This is a genomic window from Streptococcus sp. HMSC072D03 (assembly GCF_001812855.1).
Taxonomy (GTDB): Bacteria; Bacillota; Bacilli; order Lactobacillales; family Streptococcaceae; genus Streptococcus; species Streptococcus salivarius_D.
In genome coordinates, this window is the sequence record NZ_KV810692.1 from 1 (window position 1) to 19,918 (window position 19,918).

19 protein-coding genes are annotated in these 19,918 nt (G+C 40.6%); 16 read left to right on the plus strand and 3 right to left on the minus strand.

All coding sequences use genetic code 11. The features are described from left to right. Positions 1 to 34 precede the first annotated feature (34 nt). Together HMPREF2877_RS08960 and HMPREF2877_RS08965 are read right to left on the minus strand one after the other, a co-directional pair. On the minus strand, positions 35 to 775 hold the full coding sequence (locus HMPREF2877_RS08960) for an amino acid ABC transporter ATP-binding protein (RefSeq protein ID WP_002886432.1): 741 nt from the start codon (positions 773 to 775) through the stop codon (positions 35 to 37). Continuing rightward, positions 775 to 2,322 (minus strand): ABC transporter substrate-binding protein/permease, encoded by a 1,548-nt coding sequence (locus HMPREF2877_RS08965; RefSeq protein ID WP_045771695.1) that lies wholly within the window; start codon positions 2,320 to 2,322, stop codon positions 775 to 777. Before HMPREF2877_RS08965 ends, HMPREF2877_RS08960 begins: the two co-directional genes overlap by 1 nt. A gap of 205 nt (positions 2,323 to 2,527) precedes the next feature. Here HMPREF2877_RS08965 and HMPREF2877_RS08970 point away from each other — a divergent pair, with 205 nt between their 5' ends. Further along, positions 2,528 to 3,382, plus strand: a complete 855-nt coding sequence (locus HMPREF2877_RS08970; protein ID WP_002883622.1) for an undecaprenyl-diphosphate phosphatase — start codon at positions 2,528 to 2,530, stop codon at positions 3,380 to 3,382. Positions 3,383 to 3,441: 59 nt separating this feature from the next. Here the strand turns inward: HMPREF2877_RS08970 and HMPREF2877_RS08975 are convergent, their stop codons facing one another. After that, positions 3,442 to 3,813: a DUF3021 family protein gene (locus HMPREF2877_RS08975; protein ID WP_013989973.1), complete on the minus strand. Its 372-nt coding sequence runs from the start codon at positions 3,811 to 3,813 to the stop codon at positions 3,442 to 3,444. A gap of 206 nt (positions 3,814 to 4,019) precedes the next feature. On the opposite strand from HMPREF2877_RS08975, the gene mecA reads away from it, so the two are divergent. The 15 genes from mecA (at position 4,020) to dusB (ending at position 19,765) form a co-directional block, all read left to right on the plus strand. Then, a complete protein-coding gene (gene mecA, locus HMPREF2877_RS08980) occupies positions 4,020 to 4,769 on the plus strand; it encodes an adaptor protein MecA (RefSeq protein ID WP_070579688.1) in 750 nt (249 codons plus the stop codon). Between the two features lie 3 nt (positions 4,770 to 4,772). Then, the gene (locus HMPREF2877_RS08985) at positions 4,773 to 5,930 is read left to right on the plus strand and encodes a glycosyltransferase family 4 protein (protein WP_070579690.1); all 1,158 of its coding nucleotides are present in this window, start codon (positions 4,773 to 4,775) and stop codon (positions 5,928 to 5,930) included. 161 nt (positions 5,931 to 6,091) lie between these two features. Then, positions 6,092 to 6,862, plus strand: a complete 771-nt coding sequence (sufC, locus tag HMPREF2877_RS08990) for a Fe-S cluster assembly ATPase SufC (protein WP_045769207.1) — start codon at positions 6,092 to 6,094, stop codon at positions 6,860 to 6,862. A 36-nt stretch (positions 6,863 to 6,898) separates the two neighbouring features. Then, positions 6,899 to 8,161, plus strand: a complete 1,263-nt coding sequence (sufD, locus tag HMPREF2877_RS08995; RefSeq protein WP_002886437.1) for a Fe-S cluster assembly protein SufD — start codon at positions 6,899 to 6,901, stop codon at positions 8,159 to 8,161. A gap of 53 nt (positions 8,162 to 8,214) precedes the next feature. Further along, positions 8,215 to 9,447 (plus strand): cysteine desulfurase, encoded by a 1,233-nt coding sequence (locus tag HMPREF2877_RS09000; protein WP_070579693.1) that lies wholly within the window; start codon positions 8,215 to 8,217, stop codon positions 9,445 to 9,447. Further along, on the plus strand, positions 9,434 to 9,868 hold the full coding sequence (gene sufU, locus HMPREF2877_RS09005) for a Fe-S cluster assembly sulfur transfer protein SufU (RefSeq protein ID WP_002886440.1): 435 nt from the start codon (positions 9,434 to 9,436) through the stop codon (positions 9,866 to 9,868). Before HMPREF2877_RS09000 ends, sufU begins: the two co-directional genes overlap by 14 nt. Before the next feature lie 75 nt (positions 9,869 to 9,943). Continuing rightward, positions 9,944 to 11,362, plus strand: coding sequence for a Fe-S cluster assembly protein SufB (sufB, locus tag HMPREF2877_RS09010; protein ID WP_045001978.1), 1,419 nt, complete (start codon positions 9,944 to 9,946; stop codon positions 11,360 to 11,362). A gap of 282 nt (positions 11,363 to 11,644) precedes the next feature. Continuing rightward, positions 11,645 to 13,291 (plus strand): peptide ABC transporter substrate-binding protein, encoded by a 1,647-nt coding sequence (locus HMPREF2877_RS09015; protein WP_070579696.1) that lies wholly within the window; start codon positions 11,645 to 11,647, stop codon positions 13,289 to 13,291. Between the two features lie 130 nt (positions 13,292 to 13,421). After that, positions 13,422 to 14,336 carry an ABC transporter permease gene (locus tag HMPREF2877_RS09020; RefSeq protein ID WP_045001977.1) on the plus strand — a complete coding sequence of 305 codons (915 nt, stop codon included), beginning with the start codon at positions 13,422 to 13,424 and terminating at the stop codon, positions 14,334 to 14,336. Positions 14,337 to 14,346: 10 nt separating this feature from the next. Continuing rightward, positions 14,347 to 15,378: an ABC transporter permease gene (locus tag HMPREF2877_RS09025; RefSeq protein ID WP_155213976.1), complete on the plus strand. Its 1,032-nt coding sequence runs from the start codon at positions 14,347 to 14,349 to the stop codon at positions 15,376 to 15,378. A 13-nt stretch (positions 15,379 to 15,391) separates the two neighbouring features. Further along, the gene (locus HMPREF2877_RS09030; RefSeq protein WP_014633662.1) at positions 15,392 to 16,432 is read left to right on the plus strand and encodes an ABC transporter ATP-binding protein; all 1,041 of its coding nucleotides are present in this window, start codon (positions 15,392 to 15,394) and stop codon (positions 16,430 to 16,432) included. 1 nt (position 16,433) lies between these two features. After that, positions 16,434 to 17,363, plus strand: coding sequence for an ABC transporter ATP-binding protein (locus HMPREF2877_RS09035; RefSeq protein WP_045771698.1), 930 nt, complete (start codon positions 16,434 to 16,436; stop codon positions 17,361 to 17,363). 126 nt (positions 17,364 to 17,489) lie between these two features. Beyond that, positions 17,490 to 17,849: a hypothetical protein gene (locus HMPREF2877_RS09040; RefSeq protein ID WP_070579699.1), complete on the plus strand. Its 360-nt coding sequence runs from the start codon at positions 17,490 to 17,492 to the stop codon at positions 17,847 to 17,849. Between the two features lie 79 nt (positions 17,850 to 17,928). Continuing rightward, positions 17,929 to 18,795 (plus strand): Hsp33 family molecular chaperone HslO, encoded by an 867-nt coding sequence (gene hslO, locus HMPREF2877_RS09045; RefSeq protein ID WP_002883609.1) that lies wholly within the window; start codon positions 17,929 to 17,931, stop codon positions 18,793 to 18,795. Beyond that, positions 18,788 to 19,765 carry a tRNA dihydrouridine synthase DusB gene (gene dusB / locus HMPREF2877_RS09050; protein WP_002883588.1) on the plus strand — a complete coding sequence of 326 codons (978 nt, stop codon included), beginning with the start codon at positions 18,788 to 18,790 and terminating at the stop codon, positions 19,763 to 19,765. Before hslO ends, dusB begins: the two co-directional genes overlap by 8 nt. The last annotated feature ends 153 nt before the right edge of the window (positions 19,766 to 19,918 follow it).

The window sequence follows — 19,918 nt, forward strand, 5'->3', positions numbered from 1 at the left end:
ATCAAACCACCCGTTAGACGGGTGGTCAGAATTTTTAACCCAAGAAGCGTTTGAGGAATTCCTTGGTACGTTCTTCTTTAGGATTTTCAAAGATTTGTTCTGGGCTACCTTGTTCAGCGATTACCCCTTTATCCATGAAGATGACACGGTCTGAAACGTCACGTGCGAATTCCATTTCATGGGTAACGATAATCATGGTCAAACCAGTTTCAGATAGCTCCTGCATAGTCTTGAGTACTTCCCCTACCATTTCTGGGTCAAGGGCTGAAGTTGGCTCGTCAAAGAGGATGGCTTCTGGATCAACAGAGAGGGCACGAGCGATTGCTACACGTTGTTTTTGTCCCCCTGAAAGTTGTTTTGGTTTAGCTTTCCAGTATTGTTCCCCCATACCAACTTTCTCCAAGTTAGCTTTTGCGATGCTTTCAGCTTCTTTACGGTCACGTTTGAGAACGGTTGTTTGAGCTACGATAGCATTTTCTAAAACATTAAGGTTTTCAAAGAGGTTGAAGGATTGGAAAACCATACCAAGTCTTTCACGATAGGTAGTGAGGTCGTAACCTTTTTCAAGGACGTTGTCCCCATGATAGAGGATTTCACCACCTGAGGGTGACTCAAGTAGGTTAATAGAGCGAAGGAAGGTTGATTTCCCTGAACCTGAAGAACCAATAATTGAGATAACTTCACCCTTTTTGACGCTGAGGGAGATATCTTTGAGGACTTCATTTTTTCCGTATGATTTTTTGAGGTTTTTAATTTCTAAAATCGTCTCAGTCATTAGTGAATCCCTCCTTGTGTGTAAGTATCTTGATCCAAACGGCGTTCTACATAACGCAAGATGCGTGTCACTGTGAAGGTAAGGACAAAGTAGATTGCTGCGATAACAAAGAATGTTTGGAAGTATTGATAAGTTTGGCTTGCGACAGTGTTACCTGCGAAGTAAAGTTCCACAACAGAGATAACGTTCAAAACAGAGGTATCCTTGATATTGATAACGAACTCATTACCAGTAGCTGGCAAGATGTTACGGATAACCTGCGGAAGAACAATCTTACGCATGGTTTGACCATGGCTAAATCCAAGAGCAGTTGCAGCTTCAAATTGTCCTTTATCTACAGCGAAGATACCACCACGAACGATTTCACTCATGTAGGCTCCGGTGTTGATAGAAACGATGAAGACAGCTGCTAGGGTACGGTCAATATTGATACCAAAGGCCTGGGCAGTACCGTAGTAGATAACCATAGATTGTACAATCATTGGTGTACCACGGAAAACTTCGATATAGACATTAAGAACCCAACCGAAGAGTTTTTGGAGCAAGGCTACAAATTTATTAGCAGCTTTAGGAGCTGTGCGGTAAACACCAATCATAAGACCGATGAAAGTACCCACAACTGTACCGATAATTGAGATAAGAAGGGTAATTCCTGTACCACGTAAGAATTGTGGCCAGTTCTTAGCGATGATATTGCTCATCTGACTAAAGAAGTTTCCTTTTTTAGCCTCATCAGTCTTATCTGCAGGTTGGATGTCAATGATGTGATCCATCAGTTTGACACGTTCCTCTTGGCTGATTCCAGCAAGGACCTTATTGACTTGTTCCATTTGCTGGCTGTCTCCTTTGCGAAGGCCGACGGCCAAGGATACGTCATCATCTGAAACCTGGAAACCACCATCTTTAAGCGTAATCATCTTATATTTTGAGCTAGCTTCTTCGGCAGTTTTAGCTTCAGGACGCTCTGAAACATAGCCATCGATGATACCAGATGCAAGGGCTTGGCGCATAGCACCGAAGTCTCCCATAGCGGTTTGTTTGCTGACACCTGGGATTTGATCAATCAAATTATAGAGATAAACCCCTTGTTGAGCTGTGATTTTAGCATCCTTGAAGTCTTTAAGACTCTTAGCGTTGGCATAATCACCGTCTGAGCTGACAACCATGACAGGTTCGCTTCGGTAGTAGCTGTCTGAAAAGTCGATTTCTTGACGACGTTCAGCTGTTGGGCTCATACCTGCGATGATCATATCGATTTTGCCGGAAGTGAGGGCAGGAATCAAACCTGTCCAAGCTGTTTTGACTACCAAGGGTTTCTTGCCTTGAGCTTCAGCGATTTTTTTAGCGATTTGCACGTCATAACCGTTGGCATACTGTTTGGTACCTTCGATTGGAACGGCTCCGTTTGAGTCATCGTCCTGCGTCCAGTTGAAAGGTGCATAGGCAGCCTCCATACCGACACGGAGATACTCGTCTGCTTGAGCGCTTGATACTCCGCCAAAAACGAGGAGGAGCGCTGCAAAGCAGGCTACAATAATTTTTTTCATTGAAACAATGTCTCCTATAAAAATGTCATACCTTACTATTTTACAGGAAATTAGGATTAATGACAATAAGTTGGGATTAGAAAAACAATCTCTATATCAAGATTGTCTTCAAATACAAGTTGTAATTTGATATAATGGGAAGGACGATTTGGAGCCTTGATCATTTTTGGTGTGATGAGGCTAGCATTTTAAAACGGAGATAATTATGCAAACGGCACAATTTATTATTGAATTACTAAAAGCAGTCTTTCTTGGGATTGTCGAAGGTATCACTGAGTGGCTACCGATTTCATCTACAGGTCACTTGATTTTGGTGAATGAATTCTTGAACTTGAGACAAAGTAAGGATTTCATCGATATGTTTAATATCGTTATCCAACTTGGTGCTATTCTTGCGGTTATGGTCATTTACTTTAAACGTTTGAATCCCTTCCAACCTGGTAAGACAGCACGTGAAGTGCAATTGACTTGGCAACTTTGGCTCAAGGTGGTCATTGCCTGTATTCCTTCAGCCTTCTTTGGTCTTCTTTTAGATGACTGGATGGAGGCCCATCTCAGTAATTTCTTTGTAGTAGCTATCATGTTGGTGGTCTACGGGATTGCCTTTATTTGGATTGAGGACCGCAATCGACGTGTAGAGCCTAAGGTAACGGATTTGGCACGTATGTCTTACAAGACAGCTTTCTATATTGGTCTTTTCCAAGTATTGAGTATCATTCCAGGGACAAGCCGTTCAGGAGCTACTATTCTTGGGGGTATCATCGTTGGTACGAGTCGTAGCGTAGCTGCTGACTTCACCTTCTTCCTTGGTATTCCAACCATGTTTGGTTACAGTGGCCTTAAGGCGGTTAAGTATTTCATTGACGGGAATACCTTGACAGGTGGACAAGTGGCTATTCTCTTGGTAGCTAGTGTGACAGCCTTTGTTGTCAGCTTGTTCGTGATTCGCTTCTTGATGAATTACATTAAGAAACATGATTTCACAGTTTTCGGAAAATACCGTATCGTTCTTGGTATTATTGTGCTTCTCTATGGAGCTGTCAAACTTATTTTCGGATAATTACTGTTAAGTAAACTGAAAAGGACTTCGATTGAAGTCCTTTTTATCTGGTTGAGAGATTATTTGTGGAGAAGTTTTCCAAAGATAAGGTAAGCTAGCAACCATAGGACCAATCCGCAAGTCAAGAAGCTAGCTAGGATTTTCAAGAGGTCCACGACATTATGCAAGGGATACCATCCGGACAAACAGAGAATTGGAAGGATGGTAACACACATGATAGAGAAGTGGAGAAGAGATTGCTGTTTGAGCGATAAACGGTTATCGTCGTAAATGGGAGCAGTTGCTAGTATGATGGCAACGATTAGTCCTGTAAGAAAGGTAGATTTGTTCACTTGATAAGGTTGCCCCGACAAGTAGAGAAAGAGCGTCAATAAACTCGTTATTCCTCCAGCAATGCTAGCTCGTAGCCACCCTTTTTTATAGGCAGTCATGGTCATCACCTCCGTGTATATCTTCACTTTCATTATACTCCATTTTAGGATAGGTGACGGGTATAAATAGGAAAATACAAGGTTTTGTTAGCATTAAGAAGTTTTTAGAAATCCTTTCCAAAATAAGACTCAAACTTGCTCAGAAATTGCTATCTCTTGGCTTTTCTAGTATAATGAAATAACTACTCGTGCGAGGTTTTTTACATATGGAAATGAAACAAATAAGCGAGACAACTCTAAAAATCATGATTACCATGGAAGATCTTGAAGAACATGGTATGGAATTGAAAGATTTCTTGATTCCCCAGGAAAAAACAGAGGAATTTTTCTATACTGTCATGGATGAGTTGGACTTGCCTGATAACTTTAGAAATAGTGGGATGCTGAGCTTCCGTGTCACGCCACGCAAGGATCGTGTGGATGTCTTTGTGACTAAATCAGATCTTAAGGAAGACCTTGATTTCAATGATTTGTCAGATATGGATGACTACTCAGGGCTTTCTCCAGAAGAGTTCCTAAAGGCTCTTGAGGGTAATTTTATGGACAAGGGTGACATCGAAGCACACCATAAGCTTGAAGAGCTTGAAAAGACCTTGGAAGAGGTTGATAAAGCTATGACAGAGCCTACTAAGGAAGTGGCTGAAGAAAATATTCGTGAAGACTATACCCACTATGTCTTGGCCTTCTCTGATTTTGATCAAGTGGTGACTTTTACGCAAGGTTTGAAGGATGTACCTGTTGAAGGTTCTGAGCTTTATAAACTTGGGGATGTCTACTACATGACGATCCTTCTTTACTTGGCTGAAGAGCCTGATTATTACGCGAACAATATGTATGCGCGTTTTCTTGAATATGCGAATGTGGCAGACCGAACACGTGCCTACCTACAAGAGCATGCAACAATCTTGATGGAAGAGGACGCCTTACCGGTACTACAAGCAACGAAATGGAGCTAAGACATGCCTTGGACCATTAACTATATATTCGTTTTGATTGGGACCTTTTTGATTGCCATTGTGGCGACCCCTTTGGTACGCTCTTTGGCCTTACGTGTCGGAGCTGTTGACAATCCCAATGCAAGACGTATCAATAAAAAGCCAATGCCTAGTGCTGGCGGTCTAGCTATCTTGTTAGCCTTTGTACTAGCGACCTTGGTCTTTATGCCTATGATTATCCATAAGGATATCTGGCATGTTTCTTACATCAGGTACATCTTGCCGGTTGTTGTGGGGGGATCTGTCGTAGCTCTGACGGGCTTCGTTGATGATATCTTGGAATTAAAGCCTCTACCTAAGATGCTTGGTATTGTTATTGGAGCAGTCATCGTTTGGGCTTTTACAGACTTCCGATTTGATAGCTTTAAGATTCCATTTGGTGGTCCCATGATTCATTTTGGGCCAGTCCTGACCTTGATTTTAACGGTATTATGGATTGCGGCCATCACCAATGCCATTAATCTGATTGATGGTTTGGATGGCTTGGTTGGAGGAGTTTCTATCATTTCCCTTATGACTATGGGGGTGATCTCTTATTTCTTCCTCTATGATACTGATATTTTCTTGACCATGACTATCTTTGTCTTGGTGGCTGCCATTATGGGCTTCTTTCCTTACAATTATCATCCAGCAATTATCTATCTAGGTGATACGGGGGCGCTCTTCATTGGCTTTATGATTGGTGTCTTGTCATTGCAAGGATTGAAAAATGCAACTGCAGTGGCTATTTTGTCACCTGTTATTATCCTTGGAGTGCCTATTGTTGACACAGTGGTAGCCATTGTCCGCCGTAAATTGTCAGGGCGCCCAGCCATGGAGGCTGACAAGATGCACTTGCATCATCGCCTTCTAGCCATGGGCTTCACTCATCGAGGAGCGGTTCTGGTGGTTTATGCCATCGCTATCCTCTTTTCATTGATTGCCCTCTTGTTAAACGTTTCTAGCCGTCTCGGTGGTATTCTCTTGCTCTTGAGTTTGATTTTGGGAATGGAAATTCTGATTGAAGGGCTTGAGATTTGGGGCGTTGGTCGAACACCACTCTTCAACCTTCTGAAATTTATCGGGAATAGTGATTATCGCCAAGCAACCATGTTAAAATGGAAGCAAGGGCGAAAAAATTAAACATTTGAAAAGCCAAGTAATGGCTTTTTTGTTATAATGACTCTAATTAAGGAAAATGGAAGTTCTCTTTTTATTTTCCAGAAAATAGCAAGACTATTTTCGAAAAAATAATGCAATTTAGCGAGCAAGTGCTCGCTGTATATATGAAAAAGGAGTATACAATGTCTGTACTTGAAATCAAAAATCTTCATGTTTCTGTTGAAGATAAAGAAATCTTGAAGGGTCTTAATTTGACTCTTAAAACTGGTGAGATTGCTGCTATCATGGGTCCTAACGGAACTGGTAAATCTACCCTCTCAGCTGCTATTATGGGTAACCCAAACTATGAAATCACAGAAGGGGACATCCTTTTTGATGGTGAAAGCATCCTTGACTTGGAAGTTGACGAACGTGCACGCCTAGGTCTTTTCCTTGCTATGCAATACCCAGCTGAAATCCCAGGGATCACAAATGCTGAGTTCATCCGTGCAGCTATGAACGCTGGTAAAGAAGATGACGAAAAGATTTCTGTTCTTAATTTCATCACTAAATTGGATGAAAAGATGGAATTGCTAGGTATGCGTGAAGAAATGGCTGAGCGTTACCTTAATGAAGGTTTCTCAGGTGGTGAGAAAAAACGTAACGAAATCCTTCAATTGCTCATGTTGGAACCTAAGTTTGCTCTTCTCGATGAGATTGACTCAGGTCTTGATATCGATGCCCTTAAAGTGGTTTCAAAAGGGGTTAACGCTATGCGTGGCGAAGGCTTCGGTGCTATGATTATCACTCACTACCAACGTCTCTTGAACTATATCACTCCAGATGTCGTACACGTAATGATGGAAGGTAAAGTGGTTCTTTCAGGCGGTCCTGAATTGGCTGCTCGTCTTGAGCAAGAAGGTTATGCGAAAATCGCTGAAGAGCTCGGTTACGAGTACCACGAAGAAGCGTAAGTCTGTTACTCGAAATAACTAGAAAAGGAGTAACCTATGTCAAAAGAATCTATTATCGCTTTTTCACAAGCAAAAGCAGAGCTACTTTGGTTGCAAGACCTTCGTCAAGCAGCCTTTGATAAGCTTGAAAGTTTGGCTCTTCCAAAAATTGAGTGTGTTAAATTCCACCGTTGGAATCTCGGTGATGGAACGATTACTGAAAATGAACCATCAGCAAATGTGCCTGATTTTACAGCGCTTGGAAACAACCCTAAATTGGTCCAAGTAGGAACAAATACTGTTCTTGAACAATTGCCAGCTGACTTGATTAGCCAAGGTGTGGTCTTTACAGATCTTACGACTGCTCTTGAGGAAATCCCAGAAGTCGTTGAAGCCTTCTTTGGTAAGGCTGTGGCCTACGATGAGGACAAATTGGCAGCTTATAACTATGCTTATTTCAATAGTGCAGCAGTCCTTTATGTACCAGATAATGTTGAAATTGACTTGCCAGTTGAAAGCTATTTTTACCAAGATGGAACTTCAAATGTTCCATTTAACAAACACGTTTTGATCGTAGCTGGTAAAAACAGTAAATTGACTTACCTTGAGCGTTTTGAAACGCTAGGTGAAGCGACTGAAAAAGCTAGTGCCAACATTTCGGTTGAAGTCATTGCTCAAGATGGTGCACAAGTTAAGTTTGCGGCTATTGACCGTTTGGGTGAAAACGTCACAACTTATATTAGTCGTCGTGGTCGTATCGGTCGTGATGCCAGCATTGACTGGGCTCTCGGGATCATGAACGAAGGCAATGTTATTGCTGACTTTGATAGTGACTTGATTGGCAATGGAAGTCATGCCAACCTCAAAGTTATTGGTCTTTCATCAGGGCGTCAGGTTCAAGGAATTGATACTCGTGTGACTAACTACGGTAACAACTCTGTGGGACATATCCTACAACATGGTGTTATTTTGGAACGTGGTACTTTGACTTTCAATGGTATTGGCCACATTGTCAAAGGTGCTAAGGGTGCTGATGCACAACAAGAAAGCCGTGTGCTTATGCTTTCAGACAAGGCACGTTCAGACGCCAACCCAATCCTCTTGATTGACGAAAATGAAGTTACAGCAGGACATGCCGCTTCAATCGGTCAGGTGGATCCAGAGGATATGTATTACCTCATGAGTCGTGGACTTGATCAAGACACTGCAGAACGTTTGGTTATTCGCGGTTTCTTGGGAGCGGTTATTACCGAAATTCCAGTTAAAGAAGTACGCGATGAAATGATTTCTGTAACTGATACAAAACTAAACAAACGTTAGGAACTATCGACGCAGATAGTCTAACCTATAATATATCTAGATAGGGAGATAAGATGACAGCTTTAGATGCCTATAAGATTCGACAAGATTTTGCCATTTTAGATCAGGTAGTTAATGATGAACCTTTGGTATACTTGGATAATGCAGCAACGACCCAGAAGCCTCAAGTCGTTTTGGACGCTCTCATGGCTTACTATCATGAGGACAATGCCAATGTTCACCGTGGTGTGCACACTTTGGCTGAGCGTGCAACAGCTGCTTACGAAGCTAGTCGTGAAAAGCTTCGTCAGTTTATCAATGCTAAATCAACCAAAGAGGTCCTCTTTACACGTGGAACGACAACTGGTCTTAACTGGGTTGGTCGTTTTGCAGAGCAGGTTCTTGAGCCAGGAGATGAGGTAGTTATTTCAATTATGGAACACCACTCGAATATCATTCCTTGGCAGGAAGCTTGTAAGAAGACAGGGGCTAAACTTGTTTATGCCTACTTGAAAGATGGCCAATTGGATATGGAAGATTTGGCCAACAAGATTACTGAAAAGACAAAATTTGTCAGTCTAGCTCAGGTCTCTAACGTTTTAGGCTGCATCAATCCTGTCAAAGAAATTGCCAAGCTTGCCCACCAAGTTGGTGCCTATATGGTGGTGGATGGTGCCCAATCGGCGCCTCACATGGCCATTGATGTTCAGGATTTGGATTGTGATTTCTTCACCCTTTCTGGCCATAAGATGTTAGGTCCAACAGGGATTGGGGTTCTTTATGGCAAGGAAGAGATTCTTAACCAGATGAATCCGATTGAATTCGGTGGTGAGATGATTGATTTTGTTTATGAACAAGAAGCCACTTGGAAGGAATTGCCTTGGAAATTTGAGGCTGGTACACCTAACATTGCGGGGGCTATTGCTCTTGGAGCTGCTGTGGACTACCTCTCTGCTTTAGGCATGGAAAATATTCATGCTTACGAGCAAGAATTGGTAGACTATGTTTTGCCTAAGCTTCAGGCGATTGATGGTCTGACAGTCTACGGTCCAGAAGATCCTAGCCAGCATGCAGGTGTTATTGCCTTTAATATTGATGGGCTTCACCCTCATGATGCGGCGACAGCTCTTGATTATGAAGGAGTGGCAGTGCGTGCGGGTCACCACTGTGCTCAGCCTTTAATTAATCATTTAGGAATCTCATCAGCTGCCCGAGCAAGTTTCTATATTTACAATACTAAAGAGGATTGCGACAAGCTTGTGGAGGCAATTCTTGCGACGAAGGAGTTTTTCAATGGCACTCTCTAGACTAGATAGTTTATATATGGCTGTTGTGGCCGATCACTCTAAGAGCCCTCACCATCATGGTGTCCTACCAGATGTGGAGCAACTTCAACTGAATAATCCGACTTGTGGAGATGTTATCAATCTGTCAGTTAAATTTGATGGTGACGTGATTGAAGACATTGCCTTTGCTGGTGATGGTTGTACTATTTCTACAGCTTCATCAAGTATGATGACGGATGCAGTTATTGGAAAAACCAAGGCAGAGGCTTTGGAACTAGCGGAGATTTTCTCTCTTATGATTCAAGGAAAACATGACATCGCTACAGGTAAATTAGGTGAAGCTAAGCTTTTGGCGGGGGTTTCTAAATTTCCACAACGTATCAAATGTGCAACACTCTCTTGGAATGCGCTCAAAAAAGCCATAGAGAGAAGCGAGCTTTAGGAAGTCAAGGAGCAGTTAGTCTCCTTGCCCAAGCAAAAAGGAAAACGAATCAAACCTTTAATAAAGGAAAATACTATGACTGAAACAAATGAAAAAGTAGAACCAAAACCCATTGATTTGGGGGAATATAAATATGGTTTCCATGATGATGTGACACCAGTCTTTTCAACAGGAAAAGGAATCAGTGAAGATGTGGTCCGTGCCATGTCTGCTGAAAAAGGGGAGCCTGAGTGGATGCTTGAATTCCGCTTGAAATCACTAGAAACCTTTAAGAAAATGCCTATGCAAGAGTGGGGGCCAGATCTTTCGGAAATCGACTTCGATGACTTGACATATTTCCAAAAAGCGTCAGACCGACCTGCTCGTGACTGGGAAGATGTACCTGAAAAAATCAAGGAAACCTTTGAACGTATTGGTATCCCCGAAGCTGAACGTGCTTACCTGGCAGGGGCTTCAGCTCAGTATGAATCAGAAGTGGTTTACCACAACATGAAAGAAGAGTATGACAAGTTGGGTATTATCTTTACAGATACGGACTCAGCTCTTAAAGAGTACCCAGAACTCTTCAAGAAGTACTTCTCAAAACTGGTTCCACCAACAGACAATAAATTTGCGGCCCTTAACTCTGCCTTCTGGTCAGGCGGTACCTTTATTTATGTGCCGAAAGGTGTTAAGGTAGATATCCCACTTCAAACCTACTTCCGTATCAATAATGAAGCAACGGCTCAGTTTGAACGTACCCTTATCATCGTTGATGAAGGTGCGAGCGTTCACTATGTGGAAGGCTGTACGGCACCAACCTATACTTCAGCCAGTCTTCATGCAGCCATCGTTGAAATCTTTGCACTTGAAGGAGCTTATATGCGTTATTCAACCATTCAAAACTGGTCAGATAGCGTCTATAATTTGGTAACCAAACGTGCCACTGCTAAGAAAAATGCTACGGTTGAGTGGATTGACGGTAACCTTGGTGCTAAGAAAACAATGAAGTACCCTTCGGTTTACCTAGATGGTGAAGGTGCACGTGGGACTATGCTTTCTATAGCTTTTGCCAATGCTGGTCAGCACCAGGATACAGGAGCTAAGATGATTCATAATGCGCCACATACATCATCATCTATTGTCTCTAAATCAATCGCCCGTAATGGTGGTAAGGTTGACTATCGTGGCCAAGTAACTTTCAATAAGGACTCTAAGAAATCTGGTTCCCACATTGAATGTGATACGATCTTGATGGATGATTTATCTAAGTCAGATACGATTCCATTTAATGAAATTCACAACTCACAAGTTGCTCTTGAACACGAAGCTAAAGTTTCTAAGATTTCTGAAGAGCAACTCTACTACCTCATGAGCCGTGGACTTTCAGAACAAGAAGCAACTGAAATGATTGTCATGGGATTTGTGGAACCATTTACCAAAGAACTTCCAATGGAGTATGCTGTTGAGCTTAACCGCTTGATTAGTTATGAAATGGAAGGATCAGTTGGGTAAAAATAAGCTTGTGTATAAATACAAAGTAAACTGAGAATTAGTCCAAAATACTATAAGGTTAAGATATGCATCTTAGCCTTTTTGTTTGGATTGATTGTAAAAATTCTATAGCATTGTGAAAGAAGAGCTATAGATGCACAATTTTTGGATATTTATAGTCTTTTTAGAGGCAAACATAACTGAGTTGTCGAATTATTCAGAATTAGGTCTTTACTTTAGAATGTTTTAAGGTATAATTATACACGAAAGTAAATTTTTTATTGGAGGAGGTTTCTTATAAACATGATTAAGAAACGTAACTTTAAAAGTATTGTAGCTACTGGAGTAATTGCTTTGGCTTCTGCAACACTTCTTGCTGCTTGTGGTTCAAAATCAACCTCAAGTAAAGATGAAATTAACTGGTACACACCTACTGAAATATTGACACTTGATGTTTCTAAAAATACAGACCACTATTCGGCCTTGGCGATTGGGAATTCAGAAAGCAACTTGCTCCGTGTTGATAAAAATGGTAAGTTGCAACCTGATTTGGCTGAAAAGGTTGATGTGTCGGCCGATGGTTTGACTTATACAGCTACTCTTAGAGATGACTTGAAGTATTCAGATGGTACTAAACTTACTGCTGAGGACTTTGTCTATACTTGGCAACGTATGGTTGATCCTACTACAGCTTCTGAATATGCTTACCTCGCTTCAGATTCTCACCTTGTTAATGCTGCAGATATTATTGCTGGTAAGAAGAGTGTTGAAGAGTTGGGTGTTAAGGCTGAGGGTAATAAAGTTATCTTTACCTTGTCAAATCCTTCTCCACAATTTAAGAGTCTTTTGTCATTCTCAAATTTTGTTCCGCAACATAAGGAATTTGTAGAAAAGACTGGAAAACAATATGGAACGAAGTCTGATAAACAAATTTATTCTGGACCTTTTAAAGTTGAAAATTGGAATGGTACAAGTGGTAGCTTTAAACTTGTCAAAAATGACAATTATTGGGATGCTAAGCACGTCAAAACAAAGACAATCAATATTCAAACGGTTAAGAAACCTGATACAGCCGTTCAAATGTATAAACAAGGTCAACTTGACTTTGCAAGCATTTCAAGTACGTCAGCAATTTTTAATTCTAATAAAAAGAATAAAGATGTTGTTACAGTTCCAGAAGCAACAACAAGTTATATGACCTATAATGAAACTGGCAAAGTTAAAGGTCTAGATAATCTTAAAATCCGTCAAGCCCTCAACCTTGCTACTGATCGTAAAGGTATTGTCGAAGCTGCGGTTGATACAGGTTCAGTTCCAGCAACTAGTCTTGTACCTACTGGATTGGAAAAATTACCTGATGGTACTGATTTATCTAAATATGTAGCACCTGGCTATAGCTATAACAAGGAAGAAGCAGCTAAGCTCTTTAAAGAAGGTCTTGCTGAAGCTGGTTTGAGCGACTTGAAATTGACAATTACAGCAGATTCAGATTCACCTGTTTCAAAAGCTGCAGTTGATTACATTAAGGAAACTTGGGAGAAAGCTCTTCCTGGTTTGACTGTTGAAGAAAAATTTGTGACATTCAAACAACGTCTTGAAGATACCAAGAATCAAAACTTTGATGTTGCTCTTGTTCTTTGGGGTGGTGACTATCCAGAAGGATCAACATTCTATGGCTTGTTCACTTCAAATTCAGCTTATAACTATGGTAAGGCAAATAGCTCTACATACGATGCAGCCTATGAAAAAGCACTTTCAACTGATGCATTAGATCCAACAGCTGCTGCAAATGATTATAAAACTGCTGAAAAAGCACTTTATGATGAAGCAATGTATAATCCGATTTACTTCCGATTTACAAAAGGTTTGCAAAATCCTTCAATCAAAGGACTTGTACGTAACTCAACTGGTCTTGATGTTGACTTCACCTATGCTTATAAAGATAAATAGTTGCTATCATTATAATGACAGAGTAAAGTAGAACATTCATCAGCTACTGTATGTACGTTTATCACAAAATGAACTAAGAAGCTGGCGGCTTTAGTCCCAGCTTCTTTCGTTGTTAGATAAAGGAAATTTTATGACGAAATATTTATTGAAAAGGATAGCTATTTTGCTAGTTACCTTATGGGTGGTTGTCACTCTATCTTTCTTCCTAATGCAGGTTATGCCGGGGTCACCATTCAATAATCCCAAATTAACGAATGATATGATTGCGGTTATGAATAAGCAATATGGGTTAGATAAGCCTGTATGGCAACAGTATTTGCAATATCTTTGGAATGTACTGCACGGTGATTTAGGAACAAGCTATCAGTCTGCTAATCAGCCTGTTAGCATGATGATTAGTCAGCGTTTGGCAGTTTCAGCGCAACTGGGTATTCAAGCCCTTGTTGTTGGGGTGTTAGCTGGTCTTTTTGTAGGAGCAGTGTCAGCGCGTAATAAAAATAATTGGATTGATAATATCTTGAGCGTGCTATCAACACTCGGTATTTCAGTACCTTCATTCATTATTGGTCTTTTACTTTTGGATTATCTCGGATTTAAGTGGGGAGTTCTTCCTTTATCTGGATGGGGTTCATTTAGCCAAACTATTTTACCTACTTTAGCTCTGGCTATTCCAGTATTTGCTCAAGTTACCCGTTTTTTCCGTAGTGAAATGATTGAAACCATGAATACTGATTTTATTCAACTAGCTAGGGCCAAGGGCTTAACAGCTCGTCAAATTAGTAATAGACATGCTTATCGCAATTCAATGATTCCTGTTCTTACCTTAATCGGTCCAATGGCAGCTAATATCCTAACAGGTTCAGCACTCATAGAGCAGATTTTCTCAATTCCTGGGATTGGCCAACAGTTTGTTACCTCTATTCCAACAAAAGATTATCCTGTCATTATGGGAACCACTATTGTTTATGCCGTTATGCTTATGGTAGCTATCCTATTGACAGATATCATTACTAGTTTTGTGGATCCACGTGTCCGTCTGAAGTAAGGAGAGTATCATGGAAGAAAAACAACTATTCAAACTTGTTGGTGCTGGAAATACTGAATCACAAGAAAAAATTGAAAAACCGACTCTCTCTTTTACGCAAGATGCTTGGAGACGTCTGAAAAAAAATAAATTGGCGACCATATCACTTTGGTTTTTAGCGATTCTGTTGGTCTTTTCAATTGGATCAAATTTCTTTGTTAAAGCCAAGGATGCTAATAGTTTTAATGGTGATGAAGTTAAGACATATCGTAATTTACCCCCAAAAATATCAGATAGTTTACCATTCTGGAATGGTAGTATCGTGTTTTCAGGCAATACGGAACCTAATGATGTGTATTCTGACCAATCTGTTCCAAAAGGTGATAAATTTATTTTAGGAACTGATAATCTAGGACGTAGCTTAGCGAAACGTGTGATTGTTGGTATACGTATCTCTCTCTTGATTGCCATTGTTGCGACCTTGATTGATTTGATTATTGGAGTGACCTATGGTCTGGTGTCAGGGTTCTTGGGTGGGAAAATTGACCTCTTCATGCAACGTGTTATTGAGGTCATCTCATCTATCCCTAATTTGGTCATAGTAACTATGTTAGGACTTCTCTTGGGTAATGGTGTAATGTCAATCATTATATCCATTGCCATTGTCGGATGGACATCTATGGCACGTCAAGTACGCAATTTAACTTTATCTTATCGAGAACGTGAATTTGTTTTAGCCTCACGCGCTTTGGGTGAAAACAAATTTAAGATAGCTTTTAAACATGTTTTACCAAATATCTCAGGTATCATTATTGTTCAAATTATGATGACAGTTCCAAGTGCTATTATGTATGAAGCAGTTCTGTCAGCTATCAATTTGGGGGTTAAGCCACCAACAGCTTCTTTAGGTTCGTTGATTACAGATGCGTCTGAAAATCTCCAATACTACCCTTATCAGGTGGTTATTCCTGCTTTGGCTCTTGTTTTTATCTCTCTTGCCTTCATTCTTTTAGGGGACGGCTTGCGTGATGCATTTGACCCTAAATCTAACAAAGAAAACTAATAGGAGCGTAATAATGACGAAAGAAACGATTTTAAGTGTAAAAAATCTCCATGTTAATTTTCATACTTACGCTGGAGAAGTAAAAGCGATTCGTGATGTTAATTTTGACTTAAAAAAAGGTGAAACATTAGCGATTGTTGGTGAGTCTGGTTCAGGAAAATCTGTAACGACAAGGACACTAATGGGGCTATCAGATAAAAATGCTGAGGTAATTGGAGAAATTACCTTTAAGGGACGCAATATGCAAACCTTGAAGGAGCAAGATTGGGTTGAAGTTCGTGGAAATGATATTGCTATGATTTTTCAGGATCCTATGACCAGCCTTGACCCTACTATGAAAATTGGACACCAAATTGCTGAGCCTATCATGCTTCATGCCAAGGTATCTCAGAAGGAAGCCTTAGAAATGGCTTTACAATTAATGAAAGATGTTGGTATACCTAATGCTGAAGAACATATAAATGATTATCCTCATCAATGGTCAGGAGGAATGCGTCAAAGAGCAGTAATTGCCATTGCTCTAGCGGCAGATCCTGAAATTTTGATTGCTGATGAGCCTACGACAGCCTTAGATGTAACGATTCAAGCACAAATTCTTCATCTTATGAAAAAAATTCAAGAAGAGCGTAATTCATCTATTATTTTTATTACTCATGACTTGGGCGTTGTCGCTGGTATGGCTGATCGTGTAGCGGTAATGTATGCCGGTAAAATTGTGGAATATGGTACTGTGGATGAGGTTTTCTACAATCCGAAACACCCATACACGTGGGGGCTTCTTAACTCAATGCCTACAACAGAAACAGAATCTGGTAGTCTAGAAGCTATTCCAGGAACTCCCCCAGACTTACTTTATCCTCCTAAAGGAGATGCCTTTGCTGCTCGAAATGCCTTTGCTTTAGATATTGATTATCAGGAAGAACCGCCAATGTTTAAAGTATCAGATACGCATTTTGCAGCAACATGGCTCTTAGATGAACGAGCTCCTAAAGTAACCCCTCCTTCACCAATATTGAAACGATGGGAAAAATGGTCAAAGATGAAGGAGAAATAAGATGACACAAGAACGTAAGAAGTTAGTAGAATTAAAAAATGTGTCTCTAACTTTTAATAAAGGAAAATCAAACGAAGTTAAGGCCATTGATGACGTTAGCTTTGATATCTATGAGGGCGAAATTTTCGGCCTAGTTGGAGAATCTGGTTCAGGTAAAACGACCATTGGGCGTTCTATTCTAAAGCTTTATGATATTGATTCGGGTACTGTTACCTTTGCTGGTAATGATATATCAAGTTTAAAAGGGAAAGACCTTCATGATTTCCGTAAGACAGCTCAGATGATTTTTCAAGATCCTCAAGCTAGTCTTAATGGACGAATGAAGATTCGTGATATTATTGCTGAGGGGATTGATATTCATAAATTGGCTAAATCCAAGGAAGAACGTGAAGCCAAGGTTAAAGAACTTATTAATTTGGTGGGATTAAATGAAGATCACTTATCAAGATATCCTCATGAATTTTCTGGTGGTCAGCGTCAAAGAATTGGTATTGCGCGTGCTTTAGCGGTCAATCCTCATTTTATTGTAGCAGACGAACCTATCTCTGCTTTAGATGTTTCTATTCAAGCACAAGTAGTTAATTTGATGCAAAAGTTACAACACGAACAGGGGTTAACTTATTTGTTTATTGCACATGACTTGTCAATGGTTAAATATATATCCGATCGTATTGGTGTAATGCATTGGGGTAAACTTCTTGAGGTAGGACCAGCAGATGAGATTTACCATAATCCGATCCATCCTTATACAAAGAGTTTATTGTCTGCCATTCCAGAACCAGACCCAGAAAGAGAGCGTAAACGTCAACATTTGATTTATGATTCCTCTATTGAAAATGATGGGGAAAAGAGACAAATGTATGAAATCCGACCAGGACATTTTGTTTATGCTACAGAAGCAGAGGCTAAAAATTATAAAGAAGAAGCCTAAATTAGACTGTAAAAAGGTGGTGATTTTTAGTCACCTCCTTTTTATTTGTTAGAGCAAGAAAGCGTTTACAACACATATTTAAAAAGATATAATAGATTTGAATAGCAAGTAATGGAGGGGACTAATATGGGAGTGTATAACAGTGACTGGCTACTCAATCAAATTCGAGGGACAGCTAATGTGGTCAGTAAGGCTTTTAAGTTTGAGACTTTAGATATTGATTTAGATCAGGTGGAGGACGAGCAAGGTCACACTATTGATGGTAATGACTATATTGACGACTTGTTGATCCATGAACAGTATGATCAGGCAACTACCTTCATTCATAGTCAACTCAAGCGTTTGACAACTAATGACTATAATCTCCTTGTCAGCGTCTATATTGAGTATTTGGAGAATTTGCCACCTGTAATAAGGCAAAAACACCATTTTGATGATAGAAAAATAACAAGTTTGAGGGAAAAACTATCCGAATTTTCATGGTAATTTGGTAGAGAGTGTGGAAGAGAAACGCCGAGCGTTTACGATTTTTCCACCCTCTTTTTTGTGTTATAATAGAATCACTATGGATAAATTAATTAAAACAATTTCAGAATCAGGTTCTTTCCGTGCTTATGTTCTTGATAGCACAGAAACTGTTAGAACCGCACAAGAAAAACACAATACTCTATCATCATCGACAGTTGCTTTGGGGCGTACCCTTATTGCCAACCAAATCTTGGCTGCTAACCAAAAAGGTGAAAGCAAAATTACGGTTAAGGTTATCGGAAATAGCTCTTTTGGGCATATCATCTCTGTAGCTGATACCAAAGGACATGTTAAGGGCTACATCCAAAATCCAGGTGTGGATATCAAGAAAACAGCGACTGGTGAAGTTTTAGTGGGTCCTTTCATGGGGCAAGGACAGTTTGTCTCAATCATCGATTATGGAACCGGTAATCCTTACACGTCATCAACACCACTTATTTCTGGTGAAATCGGTGAAGACTTTGCCTACTATTTGACAGAATCTGAGCAAACGCCATCTGCTGTTGGTCTTAATGTACTTCTTGATGAAGAGGACAAGGTTAAGGTTGCTGGTGGTTTCATGCTTCAGGTTTTACCAGGAGCTAGCGAAGAAGAAATCGCTCGTTACGAAAAACGCATCCAAGAGATGCCAGCCATTTCAACGCTTTTGGAGTCTGATGACCATATCGAAGCTCTCTTGAATGCCATTTATGGGGATGAACCTTTTAAACGTTTGTCTGAAGAGGAGCTTAGCTTTGAGTGTGATTGTTCACGCGAACGTTTTGAAAATGCCCTCTTGACGCTTGGTAAGGATGAACTTCAAGCCATGAAAGACGAGGATCATGGGGCTGAAATCGTCTGTCAATTCTGCCAAACCAAGTATGAATTTTCAGAAGCTGACTTGGAGGAACTCATCAATGACTAAACTTAATTCGTCCTTCATGATTGGAAACGTGGAGATTCCTCATCGTACAGTATTAGCTCCTATGGCAGGTGTGACCAACTCGGCTTTCCGTACTATTGCCAAGGAATTTGGTGCAGGTCTCGTGGTTATGGAGATGATCTCTGAAAAAGGGCTCCTCTACAATAATGAGAAAACCCTTCATATGCTTCATATCGATGAAAATGAGCATCCAATGTCTATCCAGCTTTTCGGTGGTGATGCTGAGGGCTTGAAGCGTGCAGCCGACTTTATCCAGACCAATACCAAGGCTGATATTGTTGATATCAACATGGGTTGTCCAGTCAATAAGGTCGTTAAAAATGAAGCGGGTGCCAAGTGGCTCAAGGATCCAGACAAGATTTACCACATCGTCAAGGAAGTAACATCAGTACTTGATATTCCTTTGACTGTTAAGATGCGTACAGGTTGGTCAGACAGTGATTTGGCTGTGGAAAATGCTCTTGCAGCTGAGTCTGCAGGTGTTTCTGCCCTTGCTATGCACGGCCGTACTCGTGAGCAGATGTACACAGGTCACTGTGACCACGAGACGTTGGCCCGTGTTGCTAAGGCTATCACTAAGATTCCATTTATCGGAAATGGTGATGTTCGTAGCGTTCAAGATGCGAAACTCATGATTGAGGAACTTGGTGTAGATGCGGTTATGGTGGGACGTGCAGCTATGAACAATCCTTACATTTTCACGCAAATCAACCACTTCTTTGAAACGGGAGAGGAGTTGCCAGAGCTTCCATTTGATAAGAAATTGGACATCGCTGAAGACCACCTCAAACGTTTGGTAGATCTTAAAGGTGAAAAGATTGCTGTTCGTGAATTCCGTGGTCTTGCACCACACTATCTTCGTGGAACAGCGGGAGCAGCCAAGGTTCGTGGCGAAGTCTCACGTGCCGAGTCTGTGGCTCAGGTCGAAGAAATCTTTGCAACTTTGCGATAAATCTATATCTGATGAAAACTTAACCAGCTTGGTTAGGTTTTTATTTTACCCTTATTCTTCCTTGATAGTGATGATAGCCCGTCGCTAATCTTTTTCTTGCTCCACCCTTGCAAAACTTCTGTGTTTTCGATATAATTAACTGGTTAAGTAAAT